The organism is Pantoea sp. Tr-811 (assembly GCF_011752535.1).
Lineage (GTDB): Bacteria > Pseudomonadota > Gammaproteobacteria > Pseudomonadales > Pseudomonadaceae > Aquipseudomonas.
This window is the reverse complement of sequence record NZ_VWXJ01000007.1, coordinates 114,595-139,768: the sequence shown is the minus strand read 5'-3', so window position 1 is coordinate 139,768 and position 25,174 is coordinate 114,595. Positions and strand designations below refer to the sequence as shown.

The window sequence follows — 25,174 nt, the reverse complement described above, 5'->3', positions numbered from 1 at the left end:
CCTGTAGGAGCGAGCGTAGCTCGCGATGGGCTGCAAAGCAGCCCCGGCGCCCTCTGACCCGTTTACATGTTCGGGTAATTCGGCCCGCCCGCACCCTCAGGGGTCACCCAGGTGATGTTCTGGGCCGGGTCCTTGATGTCGCAGGTCTTGCAGTGCACGCAGTTCTGCGCGTTGATCTGGAAGCGCTTGTTGCCGTCTTCCTGGGTCACCACCTCGTACACGCCAGCCGGGCAATAGCGCTGCGCCGGCTCGTCGTACAGCGGCAGGTTGCTGGCGATCGGCACGTTCGGGTCGGTCAGCTTCAGGTGGCAGGGTTGTTCCTCTTCGTGGTTGGTGCTGGAGAGGAATACCGAGCTGAGCTTGTCGAAGCTGAGCTTGCCGTCTGGCTTGGGGTAGTCGATCTTCTTCGAGTCGGCAGCCAGCTTCAGGCAGGCGTAGTCCGGCTTGGTGTCGTGCAGGGTGAACGGCAGCTTGCCGCCGAACCAGTTCTGGTCGACATAGTTGAACGCACCACCCAGCAGCGGGCCGAACTTGTGCAGGGCCGGGCCGAAGTTGCGGCTGGCGAACAGTTCTTCATACAGCCAGCTGGCCTTGAACGCGCTGACGTAGCCGTCGAGTTGGTCGCCACCCTCACGGCCAGCGGCCAGCGCTTCGGCCACTGCCTCGGCCGCGAGCATGCCGGATTTCATGGCGGTGTGGCTGCCCTTGATCTTCGAGAAGTTCAGGGTGCCCAGGTCGCAGCCGATCAGCGCGCCGCCGTTGAACACCATCTTCGGCAGCGAGTTCAGGCCGCCCTTGCAGATGGCCCGGGCGCCGTAGCTGATGCGCTTGCCGCCTTCGAGGTACTGGCTCATCACCGGGTGGTGCTTGAGGCGCTGGAACTCATCGAACGGCGACAGGTACGGGTTGGCGTAGGACAGGTCGACGATCAAGCCGACCACCACCTGGTTGTTTTCCAGGTGATAGAGGAACGAGCCACCGGTGTTGTCCTTGGCCATGACGTCCAGCGGCCAGCCGGCGGTGTGTACCACCAGGCCCTGCTCGTGCTTGGCCGGGTCGATTTCCCAGATTTCCTTCAGGCCGATGCCGTAGTGCTGCACGTCGGCGTCGCTGTCGAGGTTGAAGCGCTTGATCAGCTGTTTGCCGATGTGGCCACGGCAGCCTTCGGCGAACAGGGTGTACTTGGCACGCAGTTCCATGCCGGGGGTGTACAGGCCGTCTTTCGGGTTGCCTTCGCGGTCGACACCCAGGTCGCCGGTGACGATGCCACGGACCACGCCGTTTTCATCGAACAGCGCTTCCTGGGCGGCGAAGCCCGGGTAGATTTCCACGCCCAGGTTCTCGGCCTGCTGGGCCAGCCAGCGGCACAGGTTGCCCAGGGAGATGATGTAGTTGCCCTGGTTGTGCATGGTTTTGGGCACGAACAGGTCTGGCACCTTGGTCGAGCTGCCGGCATCCTTGAGCACATAGATGTCGTCGCGCTTCACTTCGGTGTTCAGTGGCGCGCCGAGTTCCTTCCAGTCGGGGAACAGTTCGTTCAGGGCGCGCGGCTCGAACACCGCGCCGGAGAGGATGTGGGCGCCGACTTCAGAGCCTTTTTCCACCACGCAGACGCTGATTTCGCTACCGGCTTCGGCGGCCTTCTGCTTCAGGCGGCAGGCGGCGGACAGGCCCGCGGGGCCTGCGCCGACGATGACCACGTCGAATTCCATGTATTCGCGTTCCACAGGTTCTCTCCTACTCATCAAGGCTCGTGCTGTTGCTTTGTCTTATGGGTGCTTGCGTGCGGTGGCGCTTCACTGGCGCGAAACTGTAGCGACGCAATGGGACGGACTACACCGTTTTGTCTTGGCGCGCATTATATCTACACCACTGGACGGGTCCAATACAAACGTTTGTTTGAATTTGCCAAAGCCCCGTAAAATCAAAGGAGCGCGGCTGGAGGGTGACCGATTTGCCGTATTGACCGGATTGGGTGTTACGGTCAAGATACGAGCGGTTTTACGTTCGCCGTAGGCTTGCAGCCGGGCGCAGGTACACCTCTAAAGACCAGGTGTGGAGCAGGGTTTTGCGGCTTTTGGTCGGTTTGTAGTGGAGTTTACACGCCACGACAGGAAATGACCCGTGGGTTATTGCCGCAACGGTCTGATAAGGACTGTTCGGTCACCATGAAGTTTGCCCCTCCCGGTACGTTTTTAGAGGTGCCCTTGTACCCACGCGCATCGCCGGGCTCTGCCCCAGGCGACTATCTATTCACCGGAGAGTAACGAGGAATCCATGAAGGTTCTTGTAGCTGTCAAACGAGTGGTCGACTACAACGTCAAGGTTCGCGTCAAGGCGGACAACTCCGGCGTCGACCTTGCAAACGTCAAGATGTCCATGAACCCCTTCTGCGAAATCGCCGTCGAAGAAGCCGTGCGCCTGAAGGAAAAAGGTGTGGCGAGCGAGATCGTCGTCGTTTCCGTTGGCCCGACCACTGCCCAGGAGCAGCTGCGTACCGCCCTGGCCCTGGGTGCCGACCGCGCCATCCTGGTCGAAGCCGCTGACGAGCTGAACTCCCTGGCCGTGGCCAAGGCGCTCAAGGCCGTTGTCGACAAGGAGCAGCCGCAGCTGGTGATCCTTGGCAAGCAGGCCATCGACAGTGACAACAACCAGACCGGCCAGATGCTGGCTGCGCTGACTGGCTACGCCCAGGGCACCTTCGCCTCCAAGGTGGAAGTGGCGGGCGACAAGCTCAATGTCACCCGTGAAATCGATGGCGGCCTGCAGACTGTTTCGTTGAACCTGCCGGCTATCGTCACCACCGACCTGCGCCTGAACGAGCCACGCTATGCGTCGCTGCCGAACATCATGAAGGCCAAGAAGAAGCCGCTGGAAACCGTTACGCCAGACGCGCTGGGCGTTTCCCTCGCCTCCACCAACAAGACCCTGAAGGTTGAAGCCCCGGCTGCCCGCAGCGCTGGCATCAAGGTCAAATCGGTGGCCGAACTGGTCGAGAAGCTGAAGAACGAAGCGAAGGTAATCTAAATGACTATCCTGGTTGTCGCTGAATACGAAGCCGGTGCCGTAGCCCCGGCCACCCTGAACACTGTCGCCGCAGCCGCCAAGATCGGTGGTGATGTGCACGTGCTGGTCGCCGGCCAGAACGTCGGTGGCGTTGCTGAATCTGCCGCCAAGATCGCCGGCGTGGCCAAGGTGCTGGTGGCTGACAACGCCGCCTACGCCCACGTTCTCCCAGAGAACGTCGCGCCGCTGATCGTCGAGCTGGCCAAGGGTTACAGCCACGTGCTGGCCCCGGCCACCACCAACGGCAAGAACATCCTGCCGCGCGTTGCCGCGCTGCTGGATGTCGACCAGATCTCCGAAATCATCTCGGTCGAGTCCGCCGATACCTTCAAGCGCCCGATCTACGCCGGTAACGCCATTGCTACCGTGCAATCGAGCGCTGCGGTCAAGGTCATCACCGTGCGTACCACCGGCTTCGATGCCGTGGCCGCCGAAGGTGGTTCGGCTGCCGTGGAAGCCATCGGTGCCGCGCACAACGCCGGTATCTCGGCCTTCGTTGGCGAAGAGCTGGCCAAGTCCGACCGCCCAGAGCTGACCGCTGCCAAGATCGTCGTTTCCGGCGGTCGCGGCATGGGCAACGGTGACAACTTCAAGCACCTGTACAGCCTGGCCGACAAGCTCGGCGCTGCCGTGGGTGCCTCGCGCGCCGCGGTGGACGCAGGCTTCGTGCCGAACGACATGCAGGTCGGCCAGACCGGCAAGATCGTTGCGCCACAGCTGTACATCGCCGTCGGTATCTCCGGCGCGATCCAGCACCTGGCGGGCATGAAGGACTCCAAGGTGATCGTCGCGATCAACAAGGACGAAGAAGCACCGATCTTCCAGGTGGCCGACTACGGCCTGGTGGCTGACCTGTTCGAGGCGGTGCCGGAGCTGGAAAAGCTGGTCTGATCCGGCGGCTTCACTTATAAAGAAGCCCGGCCCTTGCAAGGGGGCCGGGTTTTTTTTGCCTGTTTGTAGGGCGCCGCTTTGCGCCGCATCGCGAGCTGCGCTCGCTCCTACAGGGGGCACGTCAACCGGTCGGAGCGAGCAAGGCTCGCGATGCGCCGCAGCGCGGCGCTGCTAAGGAGTAAAAGGATGGTCAAGGTACTGGCATGCATGGCAGCGCTGCTGTCGCCCCTCGCCGTGGCAGCGGGTAAATGCGAGCGCCTGGTCGCCACTGGCAGCCCGGATGCCCCGCCGTATTCCTGGCAAGACCCGCAAGACCCCGCACACCTGATCGGCGCCAACGTCGACCTGCTGCGCCAGGTGGCGGGCGAGCTGGGCCTGAAGGTGGAAGTGCTCAATGCCGGCCGCCGCGACCAGGCGCTGGAAGAGGTGCGCAGCGGGCGCATGGACGTGCTGCTCGACACACCGCTGTTGGTGGAGCAACTGACCGCGCTGGACTACATCCACCCAGCCCTGCAACTCAACGAATACCTGGTGTGGACGCGCCATGACGCAACCCTGGCGTTCGAAGGCCCGGCCGACCTGGCCAAGTACCAGGGCAGCCTGTCGGAAAAGGCCCGCCTGACCCCAGCCTTCAGCGCGTTCACCAAGGCACAGCTCAAGCTGGTGCCGGCACAGAACCTGACCCAGGCGTTCCAGAAGCTGGTGCTGGGCCAGGTCGACTATGTGCTCGCTGGCCGTTACTCAGGCATGGCCATGGCCCAGAGCCTGGGCATGAGCAACCACCTGATCGCCCGGGGCTTGCCCGTCGATCGCCCGGGGCTGTACCTGGCGGTGTCACACAATTCGGCCTGCAATGATGCGTGGTTGCGTGGGCAACTGGCGAAAAAGCTGACAGAATTGCCGATCTCCGGTGCGTCTGAAGCCGTGCTGCAACGTAACGTCGAGCGCTGGAAGGCGCAGATGCAGGTGCAGGCAGGCGCCCCCAAACAGTAGGAAGAGTGCGTGAGAACCCAATCACTGATCCTTGCCGTGGCCATGCTCGGCCTGGCCGGCTGCGCCAATGACCCGGCGCCCAATGAACAGATGCGTATTTCCGAGCAGGCGCTGGAACAGGCCAAGGCGGTGGGTGCCACCGACCAGGTCGAAGCGCTCAAGCTGGCCGAAGACAAGTTCGCCCGGGCCAAGACCAACATGCTCACCGAAGACTACCGCGATGCGCGCATGCGCGCCGAGCAGGCCGAGCTGGACGCGCGCCTGGCCGAGGCGCAGGTGCTGAACCAGAAAAGCGAAGAGCAGTTGCAGGTGTTGCAGTCGCGGGTCAAGCGCCTGCACAAGCAACTGGAGGTGCAGCCATGAAGTGCTTCAAGCCCATGACTGCGTTGGCCGTGCTGGTGTTGGCGGCAGGTTTGCAAGGTTGCGCCAGCCAGCGCAGTTCGCAGGCGCTGGATGATGCGACTGCGGCCTTCCAGAAGGTCAAGGACGACGCCGATGTGCTGCGCAGCGCGCCGCGCGACGTGATTCGCGCCGGTGAGTCGCTGTCGCGGGCCGAGCGCTTGTCTGGCTACATTGGCAGCGGCACCGACGTGCGCCATTACGCCTACCTGAGCCAGCGCTACAGCGAAATTGCCCGCGAGCATGCCAAGCTGGCGCTGAACCAGGAGCGTCAGGCCAAGCTCGACCTGGAGCGCCAGCGCCTGCAACTGGCCCTGCGTGAGGCCAAGCTTGCCAGCGTGCAGCAGCAAGGCAAGTGGGTGGAAAGCCAGATTGCCGCGCTGGCCTCGGAGCAGGCCGACCGTGGCCTGGTGATGACCCTGAGCGATGTGCTGTTCGACACCGGCAGCGCCGACCTGAAGAATTCGGCCAGCCGCACGGTGCTCAAGCTGGTGCAGTTCCTGCAGCTCAATCCGCGCCGCGTGGTGCGCATCGAGGGCTATACCGACAGCACCGGCGCGCCTGAAGACAACCTGGCGCTGTCGCGCGACCGCGCCCAGTCGGTGGCCGATATGCTGGCCGACCTGGGCGTAGATGAAAAGCGCCTGCAGGTTGAGGGTTATGGCGACCAGTACCCGATCGAGGCCAATGCTTCGGAGCGGGGCAGGGCGCAGAATCGCCGGGTCGAGATCGTCTTTTCCGATGACAAGGGCAAGCTTGCGCCGGCGCGCTGATCGAGGGCCGAGTGGGGCCGCTGTGCGGCCCATTCGCGGGGCAAGCCCGCTCCTACAGGAAGCGTAGGGCCGTCCCAGTAGGCTTAATGTTTTAGACAGATGTCACACAACTGTATTGTTGACTATCCTGCCATCTGTCCCAGTACACTTTGCAACTGTTACGGTATGCTCTACCGTCAGTGTGTCACACAAGAATAACGAGCCCGCCCGCGCGTCGAGATACCGCCATGACCAACCTGCTGCTGTACCAGCGCATCGCCCAGCAACTGGCCGATGACATCCGTCGTGGTGTCTACCAGCCAGGCGAGCGCGTACCCTCCGTGCGCAAGATGAGCGCCCAGCTCAATGTCAGCCATGCCACGGTGTTGCAGGCCTATGCCAACCTCGAAGACCAGGGCCTGATTCGCGCCCGGCCGCAGTCGGGCTACTACGTTCACCAGACCCCGGCCCTGACCGCGCAAACCCCGGATATCGCCCGGGTCGAACGCCCTGGCCTGGTCACCCGGGCCAGCATCATCCAGCAGGTGCTGACCGAAGCCCGCCGCGACGGCGTGTTCCCCTTCGGCGCCGCGGTGCCCCATGTCGACTACCTGCCGGTGCGTGCCCTGCACCAGCAGATCGCCAAGGTGACCCGCTTCCACAGCCCGCGTGCGTTCAGCTACATGTTCAGCCCCGGGTTCGAGCCGCTGCGCCGGCAGATCGCCATTCGCATGCGCGATGCCGGCGTGCTGGTGGACCCGCGTGAGGTCATCGTCACCCATGGTTGCGTCGACGCCCTGCAGATGTCACTGCGGGTGCTGACCCGCCCGGGCGACCTGATCGCCGCAGAGTCGCCCACCTACTACGGTTTGTTGCAGTTGGCCGACCTGCTGGGCCTGAAGGTCATCGAAATCCCCAGCGACCCGTCCACCGGCATCAGCCTCGAAGCGCTGCAGTTGGCCGCCAACCAGTGGTCGATCAAGGCCCTGGTGCTGACCTCGCGCCTGAGCAACCCCCTGGGCGGCACCATTCCCGAAGAGCGCCAGAAGCAATTGCTGCGCCTGGCCTCGGACTTCGATATCCAGATCGTCGAGGATGATATCTACGGCGAGCTGATGTTCGAGCAGGGCAAGACCCGCGCGCTCAAGGCCTTCGATCGGCTGGACCGGGTAATCTACTGTTCGAGCTTTTCCAAAACCCTGTCGCCCGGCGTGCGCGTGGGCTGGATGGTGGCAGGGCGCTACCAGGAGGAGATCCAGCGGCTGCAGACCTTCACCACCCATTCGGCCTGCAGCGTCACCCAGATGGGGGTAGCGGCGTACCTGGAGAACGGCGGCTACGACCGCCACCTGCGCTACATCCGCCAGGAGTACCGCAAGAACCTCAGTGCCTACCAGCTGGCGGTTCAGCAACATTTCCCGGAAGGCACGCAGATGACCCGGCCTACAGGGGGCTTCATTCTCTGGGTGAGCCTGCCAGGGCGGGTCAACACCCAAGAGCTGCATGTGCGTGCGCTGGAGCAGGGGATCAGCATTGCCCCGGGGCTGATCTTCAGCAATACCGAGCAATTCAACCACTGCATCCGGCTCAATTGCGGCATTCCGTGGAACAAGGAAGCCGAGCGTGCAGTGATTACCTTGGGGCTGCTGGCGCAACAGTTGTGCCGCGAGCCACAACCCACACTTTTGTAAGGCTTGCCAGCGGCGGGCGGAACAGCGAGCATACGCACTTTCACAGCCTGCCTTTTCTGGTGTTCATGAGCCTGTTGCGTCGTTTTGCCCTGGTGTTTTGCCTTGCCGCCTTCTGCGGGCCTTGCCTCGTGGTGCAGGCTGCGCAGCCGCCTGCACCGGCCAAGGCGGAGCAGCCCAAGGCGGCGCACAAGCCCGTGGCCAAGCCAGCGGCCCGGCAGCCGGCCAAGGCGAGCAAGCCAAAGGCCAAGCCCGTGCGCAAGCCGGTCAGCAAGGCGGTGGCGCAGCCGTTGCCCAAGGCCAAGCTGGACCTGAGCCTGCCCACCGACATGGTCAAGAACCTGCAGCCCGAGGTGGGTGATGCTACCCTGCGGCGCAAACCTTTGCTGCCCGCCATGTTCACGGCCAAGCCGGAATCCGATGACAGCCCGTTCCAGCTCAATGGCCGGTTGATCAGCAATGAAATGCAGCTGCAGCTGCGCAACGATGCCCGCCGGGAAGTGGACGGTGCGGCCATCGAATTTCAGTTCCGCAACTAGCCCTGCGCAACTGACTGCCGGGTCACGGCAGTTTTCATCGGGCCAGCAATTTCAAACGTGTGTTTGAGCGGTTACTATCCAGGGACGTTCGTCCCGTTTTGCTTCTGGGAGTCCTGAAAGCCATGAATTGCCGTGAGGGCTGCGGTGCCTGCTGCATTGCCCCGTCCATCAGTTCCGCGATGCCGCGCATGCCCCAGGGCAAGCCGGCGGGCGAGCGCTGCCTGCACCTGACCCTCGACAACCTCTGCGACCTGTTTGGCAAGCCCGAGCGGCCGGCGGTGTGTGGGGGGTTCAAGGCGGACATCGAGGTCTGCGGCAATGACCGCGACGAGGCAATCAGGATTCTGGGCTGGTGGGAGCAGATGACGGCGGCGTGACAGGTTGGATCTTCGACAACAAGGAACAAGACGATGAGATCGATCAAGCGTATTGCACTGCTGTGTGGCCTGGGCGTGGTATTGGCGCCCAGTGCCTGGGCCGAGAACTGGCAGGTGGCCAAGGACGAGGAGGGCATCAAGGTGTCCCTCAGTGAAGTGGCAGGCTCCAAGTACAAGGCCTACCGTGGCGTGACCCTGATCAAGGCGCCGCTGGCCAAGGTGCAGGCGCTGCAGGAGGATGTGGCCGGGGCGTGTGCCTGGATTCACGAGTGCAAGGCGCAGAAGTTGCTCAAGCACGAGGGTGACCAGAGCTGGACCTACACCCAGTTCAATACCCCGTGGCCGGTAACGGCGCGCGATTCGGTGCTGCACATCACCACGGTCAAGGGCGCTGACGGCAGCCTGACCCGCAACCTGGTCGAAGAGCCGACCTATATCCCGGAAGAGAAGGGCTTCGTGCGGGTGGCCAAGGTAGAGGGCTTCTGGAAACTGGTGCCCAAGGGCGACAGCACCGAGGTGACCTACCAGGTGCACACCGAGCCTGGGGGCAGTGTGCCGGCCATGGTGGCCAACAAGTTCGTGGTGGATGCGCCGTTCAATACCCTGAAGGGGTTGCGGGCGCTTGCCGAGCGCCCCTGAGAATCGAGCTGGCACAGCCTATCCAGGCTGTGCTTCGGGCTCGCGAGTGGTGCGTTTGAGTGTGCTATAGGCCGTTTGCGTGCGCTGATGCTGCGTGTGCAGTTGCTGGTCGAACTGTTGAACGTACTGTTTTTCGATGATCTGCACCGTCAGCATGAAAAGCAGCAGGTTGTTGAGCTTTTCACGCAAGCGCCCAGGTAGCCAGGATGTCCGGACTATCAGCAGCATCAAACGCACCGCGTTGCTGGAGAAAAGACCCGACGCGCATAGCGCCGAGCGACTCAGGTAGGTGTCGATGAGCCGGGCCATCGCCGTACCAGAGCGCTTGCTCACCCACATCGGCGGTGTGATGTAGGGCCACTTGCGGCGGCAGTAGACCTCTTCGGGGATGATGTCCTTGACAGCTTCGCGCAGCAGGTACTTTTCAACGTCGCCGCGCAGTTTCCATTCGTTGGGGAGTTTTGCCAGCCATTGGAACAGTTTGTGATCGAGAAACGGTGTTCGCCCTTCGATCGAATGGGCCATTTCCTGGCGGTCGCCCAGGTTGGCGAGGATGAACGGGCTGAGCAAGCCGCGGATGCTGAACGTTTGCAGTTTGTTCAGCAATGGCAATCGGTCGAGTTCACGGCGGTCCAGGCGTTGACGCAGGCGTTGGAGGGGCGATGTTCCTTGCAAGCGCTGACGATGCTTGCGGTTGAACAAGCGGGCCAGCATGCGTTGTGCGCCAGGTGTAAACAACTCGGCCATTTCCGGTTGCGGTACGAAACCCACGGCTTCGTTCAATGTGTCTGCTGCTGCAGCGCTGGCCGCACTCGCGCCGGCCTGGTCACGCCCGTATGCATGGCTGGAAAGCCCTTGCCCATTAGCCTTGAAATAACCGTATCCCAAAAGCCCCTCATCGGCGCCTTCGCCGGTGAGCACACAGGTGACATGCTGCCGGGCCAGTCTGGAAAGCAGGAACTTGCCGACCCCGTTGTAATTGACTGCTGGAGTTTCTGAAAACCACAGGCTGTCTTCGAGGTGGGCCAGCAGGTCATCGCGCTGGCAAATGACCTTGTGAAAGCGAGCGCCCAAGCTCCGTGCCGTGCGTTCAGCGATCAAGGCTTCGTCGAAATCGGCATGGTCACTGAATGAAATGCTGAATGTCTCGATCGGCTTGGCACTGAGTTTTGCTGCTACGGCGGCCACGGCGGTGGAATCCAAACCCCCACTCAGGTAAACCCCCACCGGCACGTCTGCCTGCAGGCGCAGGGCGACCGCCTCTTCGAGGTGATCTCGCAGCGATTGGCAGAGGGTTGCCTCTGTGGTGCCGGCGGGTAGCGGTTCGGGCAGCAGGTCCAGGGGCCAGTAGGGCGTCAAGGTCTGCTCGCGCGTGCCCAGGTCGACCAACAGAAGATGCCCAGGGGGTAGCGCCGTGACGTGCTCGAAGACACTGTCCATCGGCACGAAACTGAGCATGTCGCGTAGGCCGATGGGGTCCAGCACGGGTTTGACCAGGCCGCTGGCAAACAGCGCCTTGGCTTCGCTGGCAAACACAAGTTGGCCTGGCTGGTCGGGGTGCTGGTGCATGAACAGGGGTTTGATGCCGAAGCGGTCGCGGCAGGCGATGACCCGTTGCAGGCGGCAATCAAGCAGTATGAAGGCAAATTCGCCACGCAGATGCTGCGTGAAGTCCAGGCCATCACGCTCGTAGAGGTGCAGGATCAGTTCCGAATCAGAGCCTGTGGCGATTGGGTAACCGTCAGCGATCAGCTCGGCGCGTAGACGTTGATGGTCATAGATCTCGCCGTTGCAGATCAGGACCTTTTCACGATCCTGGCTGTACAAGGGCTGGCCCCCGCTGGCGATATCGATGATGGACAGGCGGGTATGTCCGAGTACCACCTGCTTTTGCGCATTGCGATAGCCGTTATTGCCATCTGGCCCTCGATGGCTCAGCGCCGCCAGTGCGCTGTCCAGGTCGACACTGTCGGGTGCATAGCCGAGCGACGCAAAAATTCCACACATCCTGTGTTCCTTTTGAAAGTAACTGCAAAGCCAAAGGGTGGCGGCTCATTGCTCGCCGAGGTAGATACGCTCGAGCATGCGGCGGTGAACGACCAATGGCTTGTCGTACTTGCCCAGGCGGGCGCCGTTCAAGGCATAGGGCAGGTGGGACAGTTGGCTGGAGAATGAGCCGTCGGCTTCGAACTCCTTCTTGATGAAGCGCAAGATGAAGGGGCGGAAATGTTTCTGGAAGAAGGCAGATTTCCGGTCACTGGCACGTGAGTGAACGAAACTGTAGAGCGTGGTGCGGTTATCGGCATTGGGAACGAAGAAGATGGTGGTCTTGATGTGCCCGCCAATGCTGACCTGCCGTGTTTGGCAGGTTACCCAGGATTCGTAGGTGCTACGCACCGGGTTGAACAGGGTGTGGAAGCGATTGTGCGAGATGTCGCCAGGTTTGACCCCGGTCAGGAACATCAAGGGGAATTTCCGAATGGGGCCTCGGTAGTAGTTCAGGGTGCTGTGTTCGTCCTGACTGAACTCGTACTGCACATCCTTGGCACCCTCACGGTCCCAGCCGAATGTCTGGTGCACATAGGGGAAGTGTTCGTCTTCGGAAAAGTTGTCCAAGGCCACGTGCAATGGGCAATCGAACACCACTGGGAATTGCCCGAGAAAGGTGTATTCGGGGTCGGCGAACTCTTCCAGCGGCTCGGCGTCTACGCCGCCAACCCAGACCACACCGTTGCGAATCATGGTTTTCAGTACTTCGATGCGGCAGGAGCGCGACGTTGGCATGTGTGGCATATGCCCTTGGCCTTGGGCGTCGAAGCTCCAGCCATGGTAAGGGCACTCGATGTTGCCATTTTCATCGACACGGCCCATGGACAAGGGCGTGAATCGGTGGGGGCAACGGTCGGGCATGGCGACGATCTGCTGTTCCTTGTTGCGGAACAGGACGATCTTCAGGCCGCCCACCTCCACTTGGACGGGCTTTTCGCGTACGTCCTGCTCAGCCAGTACGGGGTGAAAATAACGCGAAATACGGCTCCAGCCAAACTCCATGGCGTGCACTTCCTTGTTGAGTTCGAGCCCAGGGGCGAGCATTGCAGGAAATTCGTAATGCCAAGCTCAAACGATTCATGATGTTTAGGGACGGCGAGCCTAGAGCAAACGGCGAGGCGGTGCAATACCCGTAAAAGAGCCCAATTTATTTCATGTTTTTTTTAGATTTGTTGGGTTGACAGCGTTGCGACGAGTCTGTTGTGCTAAATGGAGTTGCACGATGCCGTTCACGGACGAAGTTGCGGTTAATACCGCCGGCAGGCACACGCCCTCGGGGTTGCTCGACAGCGAAGCCCTTCGTCTGTGAATAAGAAAGAAGTTAGAACTCTCATTTGAATGCATCCGCTTGAGTAGCGATCCATTCATCTGGTTGTACTTCGACCTTAGTCTAATGAGGGATGGTTTTGAGTGAGCAGAACGTAAGGAACCAGTTACGGGCGTTATGGCAATCTTTATTGCCAGACGAACAATTTGACGATACCACTCGGTTCCATGAGGCCGGGGGAAGTTCATTGGCCTTGATGCGTTTGTTCATGCAAGGCATGAAGGTATTCGGGGTCAGGCTGGAGATCAGCCAATACCCGCAACTGCAAACGATCGAGCAACAGGCGCGCTTTATCCTGGCGGCGCAACGGGGAGATCCGCATGCCTGATCTCTCGACGCTGGCCATTGCGCGGCCAGAGCCCCTGCGCGTCCCTCGCAGTTACCAGGCGACCTTTGCCAAGGCGCGCTGCGATAGCTTCGAATGGGGGGATCTGGAGGTACGTTGCCATCATTGGGCGGGTAGCGCGCCTGTGCTTTGCGTGCATGGCTCCAATGGCAATGCCGCGCAATTCGGCACGTTCATCGATGGGCTGCTGGCGGCAGGGCGTGGCGTGCTCGCTGTAGACATTCCATCGCACGATCCTCAGGGGCGGTTCATTCCGTCCACCTTCATCTGGGAGGCGTTGCTGCAGACGCGGCGTTATGCGCAGCCGGCTGCGGTGGTCGCGCACTCGATGGCCTGCAGTTGGGTGATGCGTGCGCTCAACGCTGGCCTGGGGGCGCAGCGACTGGTTTGCCTTTCGCCAGCGGCGACCCAGGAATACGTCTTCCAGCGGTTCTTGCAACTGCAACAAGCCCAGGGCTTGACCATGGGCGACCTGGCAGCAGCGATCGATCAGGCCTTTGGCCCTGAGTGGCGCCAGGCGTACTCGCCGATCGAGTTGTGCAAGACGCTTTCACTGCCGACCCTCATCCATCACGACGAAGCAGACCCGGTCATCGAGATCGAGGCCGGTGCGCGTGCATTGCGCGGAGTCTGGGCCGGTGCGCAGTTCATTGAAACGCGGGGCCTTGGACACTCGGGCGTATTTCGAAATGCAGCGCTGATCGAGCGCGTGATTGAATTTATTCAGTGCGACAACCCTTAACGACAAACGATAGGAATAATGATGAGCGAGCCTAGCCTGCAGCAAGTACACGACACCGTGGAAAAAATCATTCTGCAATATTGCGACACGGCCGACCTGGGTATCGAACGGGTGGAAGGCGAAATGAGCCTGACTCAAGAGTTGGGTATCGACAGTGTCGACTTCCTGGATATCGTATTTGAAATTGAAGACGCCTATAAAATTCAATTTCCATTGGAAGAGTGGTCGGCCAGTAGCCCGAACGGTGAAAAGAATACGCACAAGATGAAAGATTTCGTGGCGGCGGTATATCAAATTGTCCAAGGTGCGCCTGTCAGTGCATGAATATCGAGAAAAACCTACTGATTGATCGCGTTGAGGCCATTGAACCCTGGGTTTCAATTCAATGCAGTAGTCAGGTGCCGGAGCGCGCTCCGGTATTTGATGGGCATTTCCCGGGTTATCCGATACTGCCGGGTGTGTTGATGGTAGAGACGATGGCACAGGCGGGCGGCTTTCTTTATATGTTGTCGTCGGACTTCGCCAAGATGGCATTCTTGATCAACATCAAACAAGCCAAGTTCAATGGTTTCGTGAGGCCAGGCGATCGGCTTCAGGCGGACGTGCGCATTGTTCATCGAGCCGAGAGCTACCTGGTGTGCGAAGGCACGCTCAGGCATGCCGAGGTGGTGGCGCGTGCGCAATGGATGCTGCGACTGATGCCGTTCGACAACGATGGGTTACGCCAGGCGGTGCAGCGCACCGTCTTGGGCTGTCATGAGAGGCTCCGATGATCGAGACGATCTATATCAAGGGCATGGGCATCGTACACAGTGCCGGTGCTTGCGCACTGGGAGACGGGCAAGCGCCAGCGGCAGAGGTGTCGGCAGTGCAAGGAAAGGTGCCTTTGCCGGCGTTTCCGGTGGAACGCTTCGTAACCAAGGTGCGTGACATCAATGCCATGGGTGCTGGCCAGAAGATGCTGGTCTGTGCCGCGGGCCTGGCGCTGGAAGAGGCCGGTGTGAGCGGCGATAGCCGCAGCACATGTGACTTGTACATGTCGGCCAAGATCGGTGAGCGCAATGATTCAGTCGATGCTGCAATTTTCGCGGCGGCTGCTGATGGCGTGCTCGATATCAACCAGGAACTGGCCAGGCTCAGGCCAACCCACTTCCTGGCCGAACTGCCAAACCTGTATGCCGCCAACATCGCCATCCTGTTGGGGCTCAAGGGTGAGAGCCTGTCCTTCGTCGGCGAAGCTGCAGCGTCTGTGCAAGCGGTTATCCACGCGCTGGAAAAACTGGCAAGCGCGCGCACATCGCAGATGCTGGTCGGTGGTGTGTTCAACGGCGACCAGGCGATGCATGACGAGTACCTGGCAGGGCCAGATGCCGAGCGGCTTGGCATTTTCGGTACGGCGGCCTGCTGCATGGTGCTGGACGCCGAGTCGCAGGGCGCTCTGGCAGGTTTGCGGCGCACTGGGCCTGTCACGCAAGGGCAAGTGGCAGAGCGTGTGCAGCAGTGCGAAGCCAACATGCTTGTGGTGCATGGTTTCACCGCAGGCCACAGCTGGCTGCCGGCCTTGGACGTTGAGGTGCCGGTGCTGGATGTGCAGCGCATGATGGGCCAACTGCACGAAGCGACCCTGCCGGTGCAGGTCTACCTGGCTGCTCAGGCACTGCGAGAGCAAGCACCTGAAGGCCACAGGCGTGCCCTGCTGGTGACGCAGATCGCCCGTGAGCGATACGAAACCTTTGTCCTGGACGTTTTCTGAGGCGCCGATGAATACACAAGTCAAGAACCCTTTGCCTGCGCTGCAGGCAACCAGGGCGGGTGAGCGCTTTCCGTTCAGCGCCTCGCCGCGGGGCTGGTATGCGGTTGCCTGGGTCGAGGACCTGGCATTGGCGTCGGTCAAGCCGGCCCGCTTGTGTGACCGCGACATCGTCGTGGTACGGACTGAGTCCGGCGAGGTCGCGGTCTACGATGCGCATTGCCCGCATCTGGGGGCGCACCTTGGCTATGGTGGCGTCGTCGAAGGCGAGCATTTGCGTTGCCCGTTCCATGGCTGGGAGTACGACGGCGGCGGGCGCTGCAGCAAGATCCCATTCGTTGACGCACCGATGAAGGTTGGGCTGCGCAAATGGCCCACCGTCGTACGTGGCGGTATGCTCCAGGCGTGGCAAGACCCGAACGGCGAGCCCCCGCTGTGGACGCCGGTGGAGGTTGAACAGCAAGGTTGGACCGCTCCGGTGCATCGCGGCGATTGCTACTGGAATCTGCGGGCCCATGTGCAGGATATCGCGGAAAACGGTATCGACGTGGCGCACTTCACAACGGTACATGGCTCCCAGGCCATTGGTGAACTGCTCAACGTTCGCTACGAAGGTGCGCATGCGTCCTGGACCTCGATCAGTGCCAGCGATCTGGCTGGCAAGCCTTCAATCGCCGAGGCAAGCGTGGTCCTCAACGCATTGGGCTTGCATCAGGTTCAGGTGCGTATCGATGAGGGCAAGCTGGAGTTTCGCAGCTTCCTCTACGTGACACCGGTCGCCGACGGGCGAATCGACATCCGCATGACCGTTTCCATCAAGGAAACCGGTGACCGGCGCAAGGACCGCATGGTCCTGAGCTACCTGGTGCCACGCCTGACCGCCGAGCTGGCCAAGGATTTCGCCATCTGGGAAAACAAGATCTACATCGAACGCCCACCACTGAGCCGTGTGGATGGGCCCATTCGTCATTTCCGCAAATGGGCCGGCGAGCTCTATTCGTGAAGTGCTGAGCCACGCCGATTTTCAGTCGACGCCACAACGGCGTCGTCTTCAAGGAAGAACCAACTCATGAAAGAACCCAACGAGGTCACGGGCCTGGAAGACGTGCGCGAAGCCATCGATAGCCTCGACCAGCGGATCATCGAGTGCATGGGGTTGCGCATGCAGTACGTCAAGGCCGCTGCTCAGTTCAAACCCAGTCTCCAGAGTATTCCGGCGCCCGACCGGGTTGCACGGATGTTGCCGGTGCGCCGGGAGTGGGCGTGCCAGGCCGGCCTGGATGCCGACTACATCGAACAGCTGTTCGCCGGCATCATCGACTGGTACATCGCGCAGCAGATGGACTACTGGTCCAGCCGCCAGGGTAATACGCCATGAGTCGCCCGGACGCGGAGCAATGGGAGCGCTGGTGCGCCATGCTCGAACAGGGCTGCAGCCGCGCCGCCCGCGAGGGCAGGCAAGTGCTGGTGAGCCTGGCGCTACCGTGCGAACCCTTCGACGCCTTGACGCAGGTGGCGACCGCTGAGGCGCACGGGCTGCCCTACGCCTTGCTTGAGTCCCGGGAGCCTGACCGCGTGCTGCTCGGCGTGGGGCGAGGCAGTGAGCTGCTGTGCGAGCACGGGGCGTCGCTGTCAGGGCTGTCGTTGCGCTGGCGGCAATGGCAAGTGGGGGCGCTTCAGGAAGGTGTGTCCGGGCCTTTGCTGATGGGCGGGGCGCGGTTCGACGCAGCAGCGCCGCGCCACTCGCATTGGGGCGAGTTTCCCAGCGCCGTCATGACGCTGTATCCGCTGCAGTGGCTGCAGGCGCCAGATGGCTGTTGCCTGTTGCTGCAAGCCTGGGTCGCAGCCGACTGCGACGTGGAGGCTTTGCTGAATCGGCAGCAAACGCTGTTCGACCTGCTGGGCAGGCCCGCATCGACGGTCGAAGCGTTCGCCGAGCCCGTGGGCACCGATCAGCCGTCGGTGCCAGCCGCGCAGTGGCAAGCTGCGGTGGGTGAAGCCGTGCAATGCATTCGACGCGGTGAACTGCACAAGGTAGTGCTGGCCCGGCACGTGCTGCGCAGGCATTCAGCGCCCATTGCCGTCGCGCCGTTGCTGCGCCGGTTACGCAAACGCAATCCCAGTGCGCATCTGTTTGCCATTCGCCGTGGCCAGAGCTGTTTTCTCGGGGCCACCCCGGAGCGCCTGGCACACCTGCAAGGCGGTGTGGTGAGCACCCATGCCCTGGCCGGAACCACTGCGCGGGGCGCGGACGAGGCCAGTGATGGCAGGTTGGGGCAGGCGCTCATGGCGTCGGCCAAGGAGCGTGAGGAGCATGACCTTGTGGTGCGCTCCATTCGCCAGGGGCTGGAGCGCCTGGGGGCGAGCGTGCAGGCAGCGGATGCACCTGAACTGCGCCGGCTTCCGACCCTGCAGCACCTGTCCACGCCGATCGAGGCTGAACTCGGGCTGCAGACGGGGGTGCTCGATGTGATCGAGCAGTTGCACCCGACCCCGGCAGTGGCGGGGGCAGGGCTGGGCCAGGCACTTGCATTCATTCGCCAGCACGAAGGCTTGGACCGTGGCTGGTATGCCGGGCCGGTCGGCTGGATGAACGGGCAGGCGGAGGGTGACTTCGTCGTCGCCTTGCGCTCGGTGCTGGTGCAGGGCGCCGACGCCTACCTGTACGCCGGCTGTGGAGTGGTTGCCGACTCACTCCCGGAACACGAATACCAGGAAACCTGCCTGAAGCTTTCGGGCATGTTCAACGCCCTGCAGGTTGGGCACGAGGTCGCGCCGGTCTGAGGCTGGCGCGCACCCCCGTCAGGAGGAAACGTTCATGAGCGAAGCATCAACGGCTGCTCAGTCTGGGGCGACGTCCATGGTCGTGCGCCGCTACCCATTCGACCTGGAGGCCGCACTTGGCGGGGACTGGTTTGGTGGCGATCGCTTTCGCACCATCATCGCCAATGCCTTGTCGATTCCGCTGCCCAGTGGCGAGCGTATGTTCATCCGTGCGCTGCGCCATTACCTGGATCAGATCCAGGACCCGCTGCTGCGCGAAGAGGTGAAGATCTTCTTCAAGCAGGAGTCGACCCACACCCAGGAGCACGTCAAGTACAACCGTTGGATATGCCAGCACCGTGGTTACGACCTGGCGCAGGTGGAGGCGCCGTACAAGGACCACAACGAGTACCTGTGCGAGCACGCCGAACCGCGTCTGTTGCTGGCGACCACGGTGTGCATGGAGCACCTTACCGCGATCATCTCGCATCTGCTGATCAGCGAGCCTGCCTGGCTGGCCGATGCCGAGCCGGTGGTGCGTGATTTCTGGTTATGGCACTCCGTGGAGGAGATCGAGCACAAGGGCGTGGCCTTCGATGTCTACCGCCAGGTCATCGACGACAAAGGTTACCTCGATGAGGTCATGCGGCGCACGGTGGTTCAATTGGCGCAAAACCTTCGTTTCACCGCCTGCCAGATGTACCTGATGGAAGGAGGGCGGCCACGTGATGTGCGCCAGTGGCTCGACAGCAGCCCGTTCCTCAACGGGGCGCAGGGGTTGCTTGCCTCGATCGTCCAGCATGTCGACGACTTTTATCGCGCAGATTTCCACCCGTGGGACCACGACAACCGTCACCTGATCGGCTTGGTCTCGAACCACTTGGAGCAGGCCTTTGCCTGAAGCCTGCCCGAACAAGGAAGCATCCCTATGAATGGCTATGAACCTGGCCGTGACCTGGCAGATTACCTGCGTGTCCAGGCTCGGCGTACGCCCCGTGCGTTGGCACTTGTCAGCGCGAGCTGGCGCTTGAACTACAGCGAGTTGGACCTGCGCGTAGAGCGCCTGGCAGCCGAACTTGTAGCGATCCTTGGCACGGGGGCGCGTCGTGTGGGGGTGCAAGTGAGCGACCGCGGCTTGGGGGTGGTAGGCATGCTTGCCGTCATCCGGGCCGGGATGGTCTACATTCCGCTGGACATCACGCTGCCGACTGCTCGGCGGGCCTTCATGATCGAAGACAGTCAGATGGCTTGCGTACTGCTCGACGCCGATGCCGATGCCACGCTTCTGGCCTCTAGCGTGCGACGCTTCTGGCGCATCGACCAGATGTCGACGGCACCGTTCGATTCTGCCAGTGCTCCGCAGCTGGCGGCCGATGCGCCCGCTTACCTGCTCTACACGTCCGGTTCGACCGGTCAGCCTAAAGGTGTGGAAATGACCCGGCGGGCGCTGCTGAACCTGATTGATTACCAGTTGGAGTCAGCGGGCGCCTTCGTCCAGCCGTTGAAAACCCTGCTGTTTGCGTCGGTAGGTTTCGATGTTTCGGTTCAGGAAGTGCTCAGCGCAGTCGCCAGTGGCAGCGAAATGCATGTGCTGGAGCCACAGGTGCGCCAGGATCTTTCGCGCTTGTACCGTTTCATGGGGGACGTGGGCATCGAGCGGTGTTTTCTGCCGTATTCGGTATTGCAAACGCTCGCCATGGAGCACGAGCGCCAGGGCGGTGAGACGCTCTGTTTGCGCCAGGTGGTGTCGGCGGGTGAGGCCTTGCAGCTGACGCCCCAGATCATCGAGTGGCTGCAGGCGTGCGACTGTGAGTTGGTCAACCATTACGGGCCGACCGAAACCCATGTCGTGACCAGCTATACCAGCCAGCAGCCCCTGAGCCAGTGGCCTGTGCGCGTGCCCATTGGCCAACCGATTGCCAACGTTCGCGCATTCATCCTCGATGAACATTTGCGCCCGGTCGCCGACGGTGAGGAAGGGGAGCTCTGCCTGGCCGGGGTTTGCCTGGCCAATGGGTATTTCCAGCGTGAGGAAGAAACCGCCAGGCGATTTCCGACGTGGCGCTCGACGCAAGGCGAGCTGTTGCGCCTGTATCGAACCGGCGACCGGGTTGTGCGAGGGCCGCAGGGCGAGCTGACGTACCACGGGCGCCTGGATACCCAGGTCAAGGTCAATGGCCATCGCGTCGAATTGGCAGAAATCGAAGCCTGCCTGAAAAAGGACCCGAATGTGCGTGAAGCCATCGTCTTGGCGCATGCCCTGACAGAGGGCGTGGATGGGCGAATGCTGGTGGCGTTCATGCTTTATCGCGAAGGTGGCGCGGACACTGTGGCCGGTGCCGAGGGCGCGCTTGGGCGCCTGGCACCGTGGGTCGAACCCTTGCCTGCGTACATGCGGCCCCAGCGTGCCTATGTCATCGAGCGGCTGCCGCTGACCACCAATGGCAAGGTCGACCAGCGTGCGCTGGCCGCAATCGTCGAGGCGTCGGGCGCTGTGGAGGGCGAGTTGTCGCCGGCGCAGGCAAAGGTCGCCGCGCTCTTCGCTCGCTTGCTCAAGGTCAGCGTCACTGGCCCGCAGATGAACTTTTTCGAGAGCGGTGGCAATTCGCTGCTGGCGACACGCTTCGTCCAGTTGGTGGAGCGCGAGTTGGGCGTCCAGTTGGACATGAGTGAGTTCCTGCAGCAACCGACCATCGCACGGATCGCCAACTATCTTTAACGCCGAGGCTCAGATGCAAAAGAAGCAAGTGGTTGTAACCGGGTTGGGCTTGAGCACGTCCCTGGGGCAGGGCGTGGAGCACAATTGGCACGCCCTGTGCGCGGGGCGCTCGAACTTCAAACTGTCGGCGCGGCTCGCGCCAGGCGCTATTCGTACCCGCTTCGCTGCAGTCGATGAGCGTTTCGAGGGGCAGCGTAATCCGCGTGTAGTCATTGAAACCTACCTGCGCGAGGTGATTGCCGAAGCGACTGCGTGTTGCCCGGCCCAATCGTACGACCGTCTGTACTACAGCCTGCCCAACGGCATGTATTACTGGGCCGAGCGTTTGCGTGACGCGACGCAACCGCGCTCCGACAATGCATTTTTTGCGCTGTCATCAGAGGAGTCGCTGGGAAGTGAGCTGGCCAGTACCTACCGATTGCGCGAGTTTCCGACGGTGGTCGCGACGGCTTGCGCCTCTTCGGCGTCTGCGCTGCAACTGGGCTACGAGGCCATCGCCAATGGCTTGGCAGAGCGGGTGATCGTGGCTGCAGCGGACAGCTCCATCTACGACGAAACGGTCAGCAAGTTCAATAATCTCTCGGCCTTGTCGACCCGCAACGACTCACCGCAAACGGCCTGCCGCCCCTTCAGTGCCGACCGGGATGGCTTTGTCATCGGTGAAGCCGGTGCGTGCCTGGTGCTCGAGAGTGTGGCCAGTGCCCAGGCGAGGGGGGTGGACGTGCTAGCGCACTTCAGTGGCTGCGCCAGCACCACGGACAACCAGCACCGTACCAAGGGTGATCCTAACGGAGCCGGTATGCGTGATTGCATGCGGCTCGCGGTGGAGGCTGCCGGCCTGCAGCCGGGCCAGGTGGACTGCGTCAATGCGCACGGCACCAGCACGCCGGAGAATGACCGGATGGAGGCGCAGGTAATCAGTGAATTGTTCCCGCACAAGCCTTGGGTGACATCGGTCAAATCGATGCTGGGCCATACGGTGCACGCGGCAGGGGCGGTGGAGGCCGTGGTGTCAGTGCTCGGCCTGGCGCACCAGGTGGTGACGCCGACCTTGCAGTACGATGGCAACCTGGATGACAAGGGCGTACGTATTGCAGGCCAGTGTCAGGAAGGTGTGGCGCTGCGCCATGTCTTGTCGAATTCATTCGGCTTTGGTGGGCAAAACGTGGCCCTGCTGTTCTCCGCACCTGAGCAGGGGAGTGGCCGATGAGCCTTGAGGTCATCAATGTCGGCGGCCAACGGCGCCTGCCACCTTGGCCGCTGAGCGGAATCGACAAAATGGTCGAGTCATGGGCTGACTATGTGTTGGTGTATGACTACCCAGTGGATCCGCAGGCGTTTGCCGGGCACCTGGCGCGTGCGCTGGACGTCAATCCCTACTTTGCCGGGCGCAAGCAGACTACGGCCCAGGGGCTGGTGGTCAGCGGTGATAATCAGGGCGTGCGACTGGAGGTTTGCCGGCACCCAGGACGGTTGCCTGAGGCCGTGTTCGCGGGGGACTACGGTTCGATTGATCCGTTCTGTGACAGGGCTTGGCGCGAGCAGCATCGGCTATCGCGCACCAGCTTGCGCCAGCCATTGCTGCAGATTCGTTTAAACCTGTTCGACGATACCACGGTAGTAGGCTTCAGCGTTTGGCACGGGCTGAGTGACGGCACGACCTTTTTCGAGTTTCTGGCACAGCTTTCCCGCTTTGCCACTGGCACGGGTGAGCAGGTCGATTCGGCTGATTTCACTCCGCTGCAGGCAGTGCCGGGAACGGTGCCTGACGGGGCGTTGGTCGATCGCTGGGAACGCCCCGAGCATGAACAGGTGCTGGCCCATTTCGCCGAGGCCGCCTTCACCCTGACGCAGGCCCATGTCGAGCGGTTGTTGGCCAGTTGCGACTACCACCGCTTCATGCGTGACGACCTGCTGATCGGCTGCATCTGGCGCCTGATCGCCCTGACCGACACCGCGCAAGGTGATGAGGCGATGACGCTCTACCCGGTTTATGACGCGCGGCTTCTGATGGATGTAAATGCTGCCAGGGTGGGCAACCTGCTCTGTTACCCCACGGTAAGGGCGACGGCAGCTGCGCTCGGTGACATGAACCTGCAGGCTATCGGTGCGCTGGTCCGCCAGGCTGCGGGTGAGCGGGTGCTGGACTGCGAGTCGCTGCACGCTGAGTTGCAGGCCATTTGCGCGATGGTCGATGCTGCCCAGCCCGGGCGTTACTTGCTGGCGCCGCTGTATGACAGCTTCTTCGGCCATGGCGTGCTATTCAACAACCTGTGTGGCATGCCCTGCGAACGCTTCGACCTGGGGAGGGGCGCGCCCTGTCATGTCGATGCCCCGCTGCATGACCCGATGCGCTTCGTACAGTTTTTCCCTTGCCTGTCTGGTGCAGGCGTCATGACCATCAAGGTCAACCTCGAACTGCATCACCTTCAACGCTTTCAGGTGGCATTCTTCAAGGAGCTTCATGGATGAAACCGCATATCGACCCCGCCGCCTTCGAACAGTACCTCAAATGCGGCGCGCTACCGGCAACCACGCTGCTCGATTGCCTGGCTCAGTGGGCCAGGGAGCATGGCGACCGGCTTGCGCTTCAGGACGACCAGGGTGAGCTGACCTATCGGCAGCTGGACCAGCGCTCGACGGCACTGGCCGGTTTTCTGCAATCCCGAGGGCTTGGTGCCGAGGACAAGGTGATCCTGCAGCTACCCAATGGCTGCGGCTTCTTCATCGCCCTGTTCGCGGTGATGAAGCTGCAGGCCGTAGCCATCCTGGCGCTGCCGGGGCACCGGCAATACGAACTGCTGGGGCTGCAGGAGGCCGCCCAGGCGACGATGTATATCGCTTGCAGCCAGCTGGCAGATTTTCGTTACGAGGTACTGGCACAGGCGCTGGTCGACCAGGGCATGCCGCGCAATGGGGTGGTCTACCTGGATCTACTTGGCGACGATGCCTGGGACGCTTGCCCCCAGCTGCCGGCACGGCCAGCCGCACCAGACGATGTCGCGTTCCTGCTGTTGTCGGGTGGCACGACGCAAGTGCCCAAGCTCATTCCCCGTACCCATGCCGACTACACCTACAACATTACCGCCATGGCTGAGGCCTGTGGCTTGCATGCACACAGCCGGTACCTGTGCGTGGTGCCGGCTGCCCACAACTTTGCGCTTGGCTGCCCGGGTGTACTTGGGGTGTTGTCGGCGGGTGGGCTGGTGCATCTGTTGCCTCAGCCGGACATCATGCGGCTGTGCGAGTTACTGAACGAACAGCGCATCACCGTCACATCGCTGGTGCCTTCGATTGCCGAACTGCTGATCGAGTACCTGGAGTTCAGCGGTTTGTCATTCAGCGCGTTGGAGCTTGTTCAGGTGGGCGCTGCGCGTTTTTCCAAGGAGTCGGCAAGACGCCTGAAGCAATTGCTTGGCTGTGAACTCCAGCACATCTATGGAATGGCCGAAGGCCTGCTGTGCTTCAATCGAGCGGATGATCCCGAACAGGCGAAAGTGGATACCCAAGGCCGGCCGCTGTCATCGTTCGATGAGATCCGAGTGGTGGGGGAAGATGGCCGGCAGGTGGCGCTGGGTGATGTGGGTGAGCTGCATGTACGCGGCCCCTATACCATTCGCGGCTACCATGCGCGCCGCGAGATCAATGAGGCGGCGTTCGACGCCGAGGGTTTCTATCATTCCGGTGATCTGGTGCGCGTTGATGAAGCAGGGAATGTCACGGTGGTCGGGCGTGTCAAGGAGCAGATCAATCGCGCCGGAGAAAAGTACTCTCCCTCGGATATCGAAAAACTGATGGTCGACTGGGCGCGGATTGGCGAGTGCGCGGTGGTTGGGGTAGAGGATCGCCAGCTGGGTGAGCGTGTGGTTTATTTCATTCGGCCGATCGGGCCTGGGCCATCGCGACGGGAGGTCTGTGACTACCTGAAAGCGCTGGGGCTGGCTGACTTCAAATACCCGGATGCAGTGGTACTGCTGGAGCAACTGCCACTGACCGCGGTCGGCAAGATCGACAAGAAGCGCTTGGCACTGGAACATGCCTGACCAGGCATTGCCATGAGCAAAACAGGCTGCCCGAGGGCAGCCTGTTTTTTGCCTGGTAGCAAGCGCGCCGCGTGCGGTGCGCTTGCTGGCC

25 protein-coding genes are annotated in these 25,174 nt (G+C 61.9%); 22 read left to right on the top strand and 3 right to left on the bottom strand.

What is annotated here, in order from left to right; translation table 11 throughout:
* Nucleotides 1-62 precede the first annotated feature (62 nt).
* Nucleotides 63-1,745, bottom strand: a complete 1,683-nt coding sequence (locus F3J44_RS12855) for an electron transfer flavoprotein-ubiquinone oxidoreductase (protein ID WP_167272889.1) — start codon at nucleotides 1,743-1,745, stop codon at nucleotides 63-65.
* A 532-nt stretch (nucleotides 1,746-2,277) separates the two neighbouring features.
* Here F3J44_RS12855 and F3J44_RS12850 point away from each other — a divergent pair.
* The 9 genes from F3J44_RS12850 (at nucleotide 2,278) to F3J44_RS12810 (ending at nucleotide 9,344) form a co-directional block, all read left to right on the top strand.
* Nucleotides 2,278-3,027 (top strand): electron transfer flavoprotein subunit beta/FixA family protein, encoded by a 750-nt coding sequence (locus F3J44_RS12850; protein ID WP_167070356.1) that lies wholly within the window; start codon nucleotides 2,278-2,280, stop codon nucleotides 3,025-3,027.
* Nucleotides 3,028-3,957 carry an electron transfer flavoprotein subunit alpha/FixB family protein gene (locus F3J44_RS12845; protein ID WP_167070354.1) on the top strand — a complete coding sequence of 310 codons (930 nt, stop codon included), beginning with the start codon at nucleotides 3,028-3,030 and terminating at the stop codon, nucleotides 3,955-3,957.
* Between the two features lie 186 nt (nucleotides 3,958-4,143).
* The gene (locus F3J44_RS12840; RefSeq protein ID WP_167272886.1) at nucleotides 4,144-4,950 is read left to right on the top strand and encodes an ABC transporter substrate-binding protein; all 807 of its coding nucleotides are present in this window, start codon (nucleotides 4,144-4,146) and stop codon (nucleotides 4,948-4,950) included.
* Between the two features lie 9 nt (nucleotides 4,951-4,959).
* Complete coding sequence (locus F3J44_RS12835) at nucleotides 4,960-5,313, top strand: DUF4398 domain-containing protein (RefSeq protein ID WP_167070350.1); 354 nt, start codon at nucleotides 4,960-4,962, stop codon at nucleotides 5,311-5,313.
* A complete protein-coding gene (locus F3J44_RS12830; RefSeq protein WP_167272883.1) occupies nucleotides 5,310-6,122 on the top strand; it encodes an OmpA family protein in 813 nt (270 codons plus the stop codon). Before F3J44_RS12835 ends, F3J44_RS12830 begins: the two co-directional genes overlap by 4 nt.
* A gap of 227 nt (nucleotides 6,123-6,349) precedes the next feature.
* Nucleotides 6,350-7,792 carry a PLP-dependent aminotransferase family protein gene (locus F3J44_RS12825; RefSeq protein WP_167070345.1) on the top strand — a complete coding sequence of 481 codons (1,443 nt, stop codon included), beginning with the start codon at nucleotides 6,350-6,352 and terminating at the stop codon, nucleotides 7,790-7,792.
* A gap of 65 nt (nucleotides 7,793-7,857) precedes the next feature.
* Nucleotides 7,858-8,328, top strand: coding sequence for a hypothetical protein (locus F3J44_RS12820; protein ID WP_167272880.1), 471 nt, complete (start codon nucleotides 7,858-7,860; stop codon nucleotides 8,326-8,328).
* Nucleotides 8,329-8,450: 122 nt separating this feature from the next.
* Nucleotides 8,451-8,705 carry a YkgJ family cysteine cluster protein gene (locus tag F3J44_RS12815; protein WP_167070341.1) on the top strand — a complete coding sequence of 85 codons (255 nt, stop codon included), beginning with the start codon at nucleotides 8,451-8,453 and terminating at the stop codon, nucleotides 8,703-8,705.
* Nucleotides 8,706-8,738: 33 nt separating this feature from the next.
* The gene (locus F3J44_RS12810) at nucleotides 8,739-9,344 is read left to right on the top strand and encodes an START domain-containing protein (protein WP_167272878.1); all 606 of its coding nucleotides are present in this window, start codon (nucleotides 8,739-8,741) and stop codon (nucleotides 9,342-9,344) included.
* An 18-nt stretch (nucleotides 9,345-9,362) separates the two neighbouring features.
* Here F3J44_RS12810 and asnB read toward each other — a convergent pair whose 3' ends face one another.
* Nucleotides 9,363-11,351, bottom strand: a complete 1,989-nt coding sequence (gene asnB / locus F3J44_RS12805) for an asparagine synthase (glutamine-hydrolyzing) (protein ID WP_167272875.1) — start codon at nucleotides 11,349-11,351, stop codon at nucleotides 9,363-9,365.
* A 45-nt stretch (nucleotides 11,352-11,396) separates the two neighbouring features.
* On the bottom strand, nucleotides 11,397-12,437 hold the full coding sequence (locus tag F3J44_RS12800) for an aromatic ring-hydroxylating dioxygenase subunit alpha (RefSeq protein ID WP_167272872.1): 1,041 nt from the start codon (nucleotides 12,435-12,437) through the stop codon (nucleotides 11,397-11,399).
* Between the two features lie 362 nt (nucleotides 12,438-12,799).
* Between F3J44_RS12800 and F3J44_RS12795 the strand changes: the two genes are divergently transcribed.
* The 13 genes from F3J44_RS12795 to F3J44_RS12735 all read left to right on the top strand — a co-directional run bounded on the left by F3J44_RS12795 (nucleotide 12,800) and on the right by F3J44_RS12735 (nucleotide 25,083).
* Nucleotides 12,800-13,048, top strand: a complete 249-nt coding sequence (locus F3J44_RS12795) for an acyl carrier protein (protein WP_167272870.1) — start codon at nucleotides 12,800-12,802, stop codon at nucleotides 13,046-13,048.
* Nucleotides 13,041-13,808, top strand: a complete 768-nt coding sequence (locus tag F3J44_RS12790) for an alpha/beta hydrolase (RefSeq protein ID WP_167272867.1) — start codon at nucleotides 13,041-13,043, stop codon at nucleotides 13,806-13,808. The genes F3J44_RS12795 and F3J44_RS12790 overlap by 8 nt, the downstream gene beginning before the upstream one ends.
* 21 nt (nucleotides 13,809-13,829) lie before the next feature.
* On the top strand, nucleotides 13,830-14,132 hold the full coding sequence (locus F3J44_RS12785; RefSeq protein ID WP_167272864.1) for a phosphopantetheine-binding protein: 303 nt from the start codon (nucleotides 13,830-13,832) through the stop codon (nucleotides 14,130-14,132).
* Nucleotides 14,129-14,581 carry a 3-hydroxyacyl-ACP dehydratase FabZ family protein gene (locus F3J44_RS12780; RefSeq protein ID WP_167272862.1) on the top strand — a complete coding sequence of 151 codons (453 nt, stop codon included), beginning with the start codon at nucleotides 14,129-14,131 and terminating at the stop codon, nucleotides 14,579-14,581. The genes F3J44_RS12785 and F3J44_RS12780 overlap by 4 nt, the downstream gene beginning before the upstream one ends.
* On the top strand, nucleotides 14,578-15,561 hold the full coding sequence (locus F3J44_RS12775) for a beta-ketoacyl synthase N-terminal-like domain-containing protein (protein WP_167272859.1): 984 nt from the start codon (nucleotides 14,578-14,580) through the stop codon (nucleotides 15,559-15,561). The genes F3J44_RS12780 and F3J44_RS12775 overlap by 4 nt, the downstream gene beginning before the upstream one ends.
* 7 nt (nucleotides 15,562-15,568) lie before the next feature.
* Nucleotides 15,569-16,561, top strand: coding sequence for a Rieske 2Fe-2S domain-containing protein (locus F3J44_RS12770; RefSeq protein ID WP_167272857.1), 993 nt, complete (start codon nucleotides 15,569-15,571; stop codon nucleotides 16,559-16,561).
* 66 nt (nucleotides 16,562-16,627) lie between these two features.
* Nucleotides 16,628-16,936 carry an isochorismate lyase gene (locus F3J44_RS12765; RefSeq protein ID WP_167272854.1) on the top strand — a complete coding sequence of 103 codons (309 nt, stop codon included), beginning with the start codon at nucleotides 16,628-16,630 and terminating at the stop codon, nucleotides 16,934-16,936.
* Nucleotides 16,933-18,342: an isochorismate synthase gene (locus F3J44_RS12760; RefSeq protein WP_167272851.1), complete on the top strand. Its 1,410-nt coding sequence runs from the start codon at nucleotides 16,933-16,935 to the stop codon at nucleotides 18,340-18,342. Before F3J44_RS12765 ends, F3J44_RS12760 begins: the two co-directional genes overlap by 4 nt.
* Nucleotides 18,343-18,376: 34 nt before the next feature.
* Nucleotides 18,377-19,222: a metal-dependent hydrolase gene (locus F3J44_RS12755; protein ID WP_167272848.1), complete on the top strand. Its 846-nt coding sequence runs from the start codon at nucleotides 18,377-18,379 to the stop codon at nucleotides 19,220-19,222.
* A 27-nt stretch (nucleotides 19,223-19,249) separates the two neighbouring features.
* The gene (locus F3J44_RS12750) at nucleotides 19,250-21,040 is read left to right on the top strand and encodes a non-ribosomal peptide synthetase (protein WP_167272846.1); all 1,791 of its coding nucleotides are present in this window, start codon (nucleotides 19,250-19,252) and stop codon (nucleotides 21,038-21,040) included.
* Nucleotides 21,041-21,053: 13 nt separating this feature from the next.
* Nucleotides 21,054-22,250 (top strand): beta-ketoacyl synthase, encoded by a 1,197-nt coding sequence (locus tag F3J44_RS12745; RefSeq protein WP_167272843.1) that lies wholly within the window; start codon nucleotides 21,054-21,056, stop codon nucleotides 22,248-22,250.
* A complete protein-coding gene (locus F3J44_RS12740; RefSeq protein WP_167272840.1) occupies nucleotides 22,247-23,512 on the top strand; it encodes an acyltransferase in 1,266 nt (421 codons plus the stop codon). Before F3J44_RS12745 ends, F3J44_RS12740 begins: the two co-directional genes overlap by 4 nt.
* Nucleotides 23,509-25,083: a (2,3-dihydroxybenzoyl)adenylate synthase gene (locus F3J44_RS12735; RefSeq protein ID WP_167272838.1), complete on the top strand. Its 1,575-nt coding sequence runs from the start codon at nucleotides 23,509-23,511 to the stop codon at nucleotides 25,081-25,083. The genes F3J44_RS12740 and F3J44_RS12735 overlap by 4 nt, the downstream gene beginning before the upstream one ends.
* Nucleotides 25,084-25,174: the final 91 nt, after the last annotated feature.

Coding starts and splice junctions, on each gene's coding strand:
- F3J44_RS12855 (WP_167272889.1), bottom strand. CDS start 1,745: ATGAGTAGGAGAGAACCTGTGGAACGCGAATACATGGAATTCGACGTG.
- F3J44_RS12850 (WP_167070356.1), top strand. CDS start 2,278: ATGAAGGTTCTTGTAGCTGTCAAACGAGTGGTCGACTACAACGTCAAG.
- F3J44_RS12845 (WP_167070354.1), top strand. CDS start 3,028: ATGACTATCCTGGTTGTCGCTGAATACGAAGCCGGTGCCGTAGCCCCG.
- F3J44_RS12840 (WP_167272886.1), top strand. CDS start 4,144: ATGGTCAAGGTACTGGCATGCATGGCAGCGCTGCTGTCGCCCCTCGCC.
- F3J44_RS12830 (WP_167272883.1), top strand. CDS start 5,310: ATGAAGTGCTTCAAGCCCATGACTGCGTTGGCCGTGCTGGTGTTGGCG.
- F3J44_RS12825 (WP_167070345.1), top strand. CDS start 6,350: ATGACCAACCTGCTGCTGTACCAGCGCATCGCCCAGCAACTGGCCGAT.
- F3J44_RS12820 (WP_167272880.1), top strand. CDS start 7,858: ATGAGCCTGTTGCGTCGTTTTGCCCTGGTGTTTTGCCTTGCCGCCTTC.
- F3J44_RS12815 (WP_167070341.1), top strand. CDS start 8,451: ATGAATTGCCGTGAGGGCTGCGGTGCCTGCTGCATTGCCCCGTCCATC.
- F3J44_RS12810 (WP_167272878.1), top strand. CDS start 8,739: ATGAGATCGATCAAGCGTATTGCACTGCTGTGTGGCCTGGGCGTGGTA.
- asnB (WP_167272875.1), bottom strand. CDS start 11,351: ATGTGTGGAATTTTTGCGTCGCTCGGCTATGCACCCGACAGTGTCGAC.
- F3J44_RS12800 (WP_167272872.1), bottom strand. CDS start 12,437: ATGCTCGCCCCTGGGCTCGAACTCAACAAGGAAGTGCACGCCATGGAG.
- F3J44_RS12790 (WP_167272867.1), top strand. CDS start 13,041: ATGCCTGATCTCTCGACGCTGGCCATTGCGCGGCCAGAGCCCCTGCGC.
- F3J44_RS12785 (WP_167272864.1), top strand. CDS start 13,830: ATGAGCGAGCCTAGCCTGCAGCAAGTACACGACACCGTGGAAAAAATC.
- F3J44_RS12780 (WP_167272862.1), top strand. CDS start 14,129: ATGAATATCGAGAAAAACCTACTGATTGATCGCGTTGAGGCCATTGAA.
- F3J44_RS12775 (WP_167272859.1), top strand. CDS start 14,578: ATGATCGAGACGATCTATATCAAGGGCATGGGCATCGTACACAGTGCC.
- F3J44_RS12770 (WP_167272857.1), top strand. CDS start 15,569: ATGAATACACAAGTCAAGAACCCTTTGCCTGCGCTGCAGGCAACCAGG.
- F3J44_RS12765 (WP_167272854.1), top strand. CDS start 16,628: ATGAAAGAACCCAACGAGGTCACGGGCCTGGAAGACGTGCGCGAAGCC.
- F3J44_RS12760 (WP_167272851.1), top strand. CDS start 16,933: ATGAGTCGCCCGGACGCGGAGCAATGGGAGCGCTGGTGCGCCATGCTC.
- F3J44_RS12755 (WP_167272848.1), top strand. CDS start 18,377: ATGAGCGAAGCATCAACGGCTGCTCAGTCTGGGGCGACGTCCATGGTC.
- F3J44_RS12750 (WP_167272846.1), top strand. CDS start 19,250: ATGAATGGCTATGAACCTGGCCGTGACCTGGCAGATTACCTGCGTGTC.
- F3J44_RS12745 (WP_167272843.1), top strand. CDS start 21,054: ATGCAAAAGAAGCAAGTGGTTGTAACCGGGTTGGGCTTGAGCACGTCC.
- F3J44_RS12740 (WP_167272840.1), top strand. CDS start 22,247: ATGAGCCTTGAGGTCATCAATGTCGGCGGCCAACGGCGCCTGCCACCT.
- F3J44_RS12735 (WP_167272838.1), top strand. CDS start 23,509: ATGAAACCGCATATCGACCCCGCCGCCTTCGAACAGTACCTCAAATGC.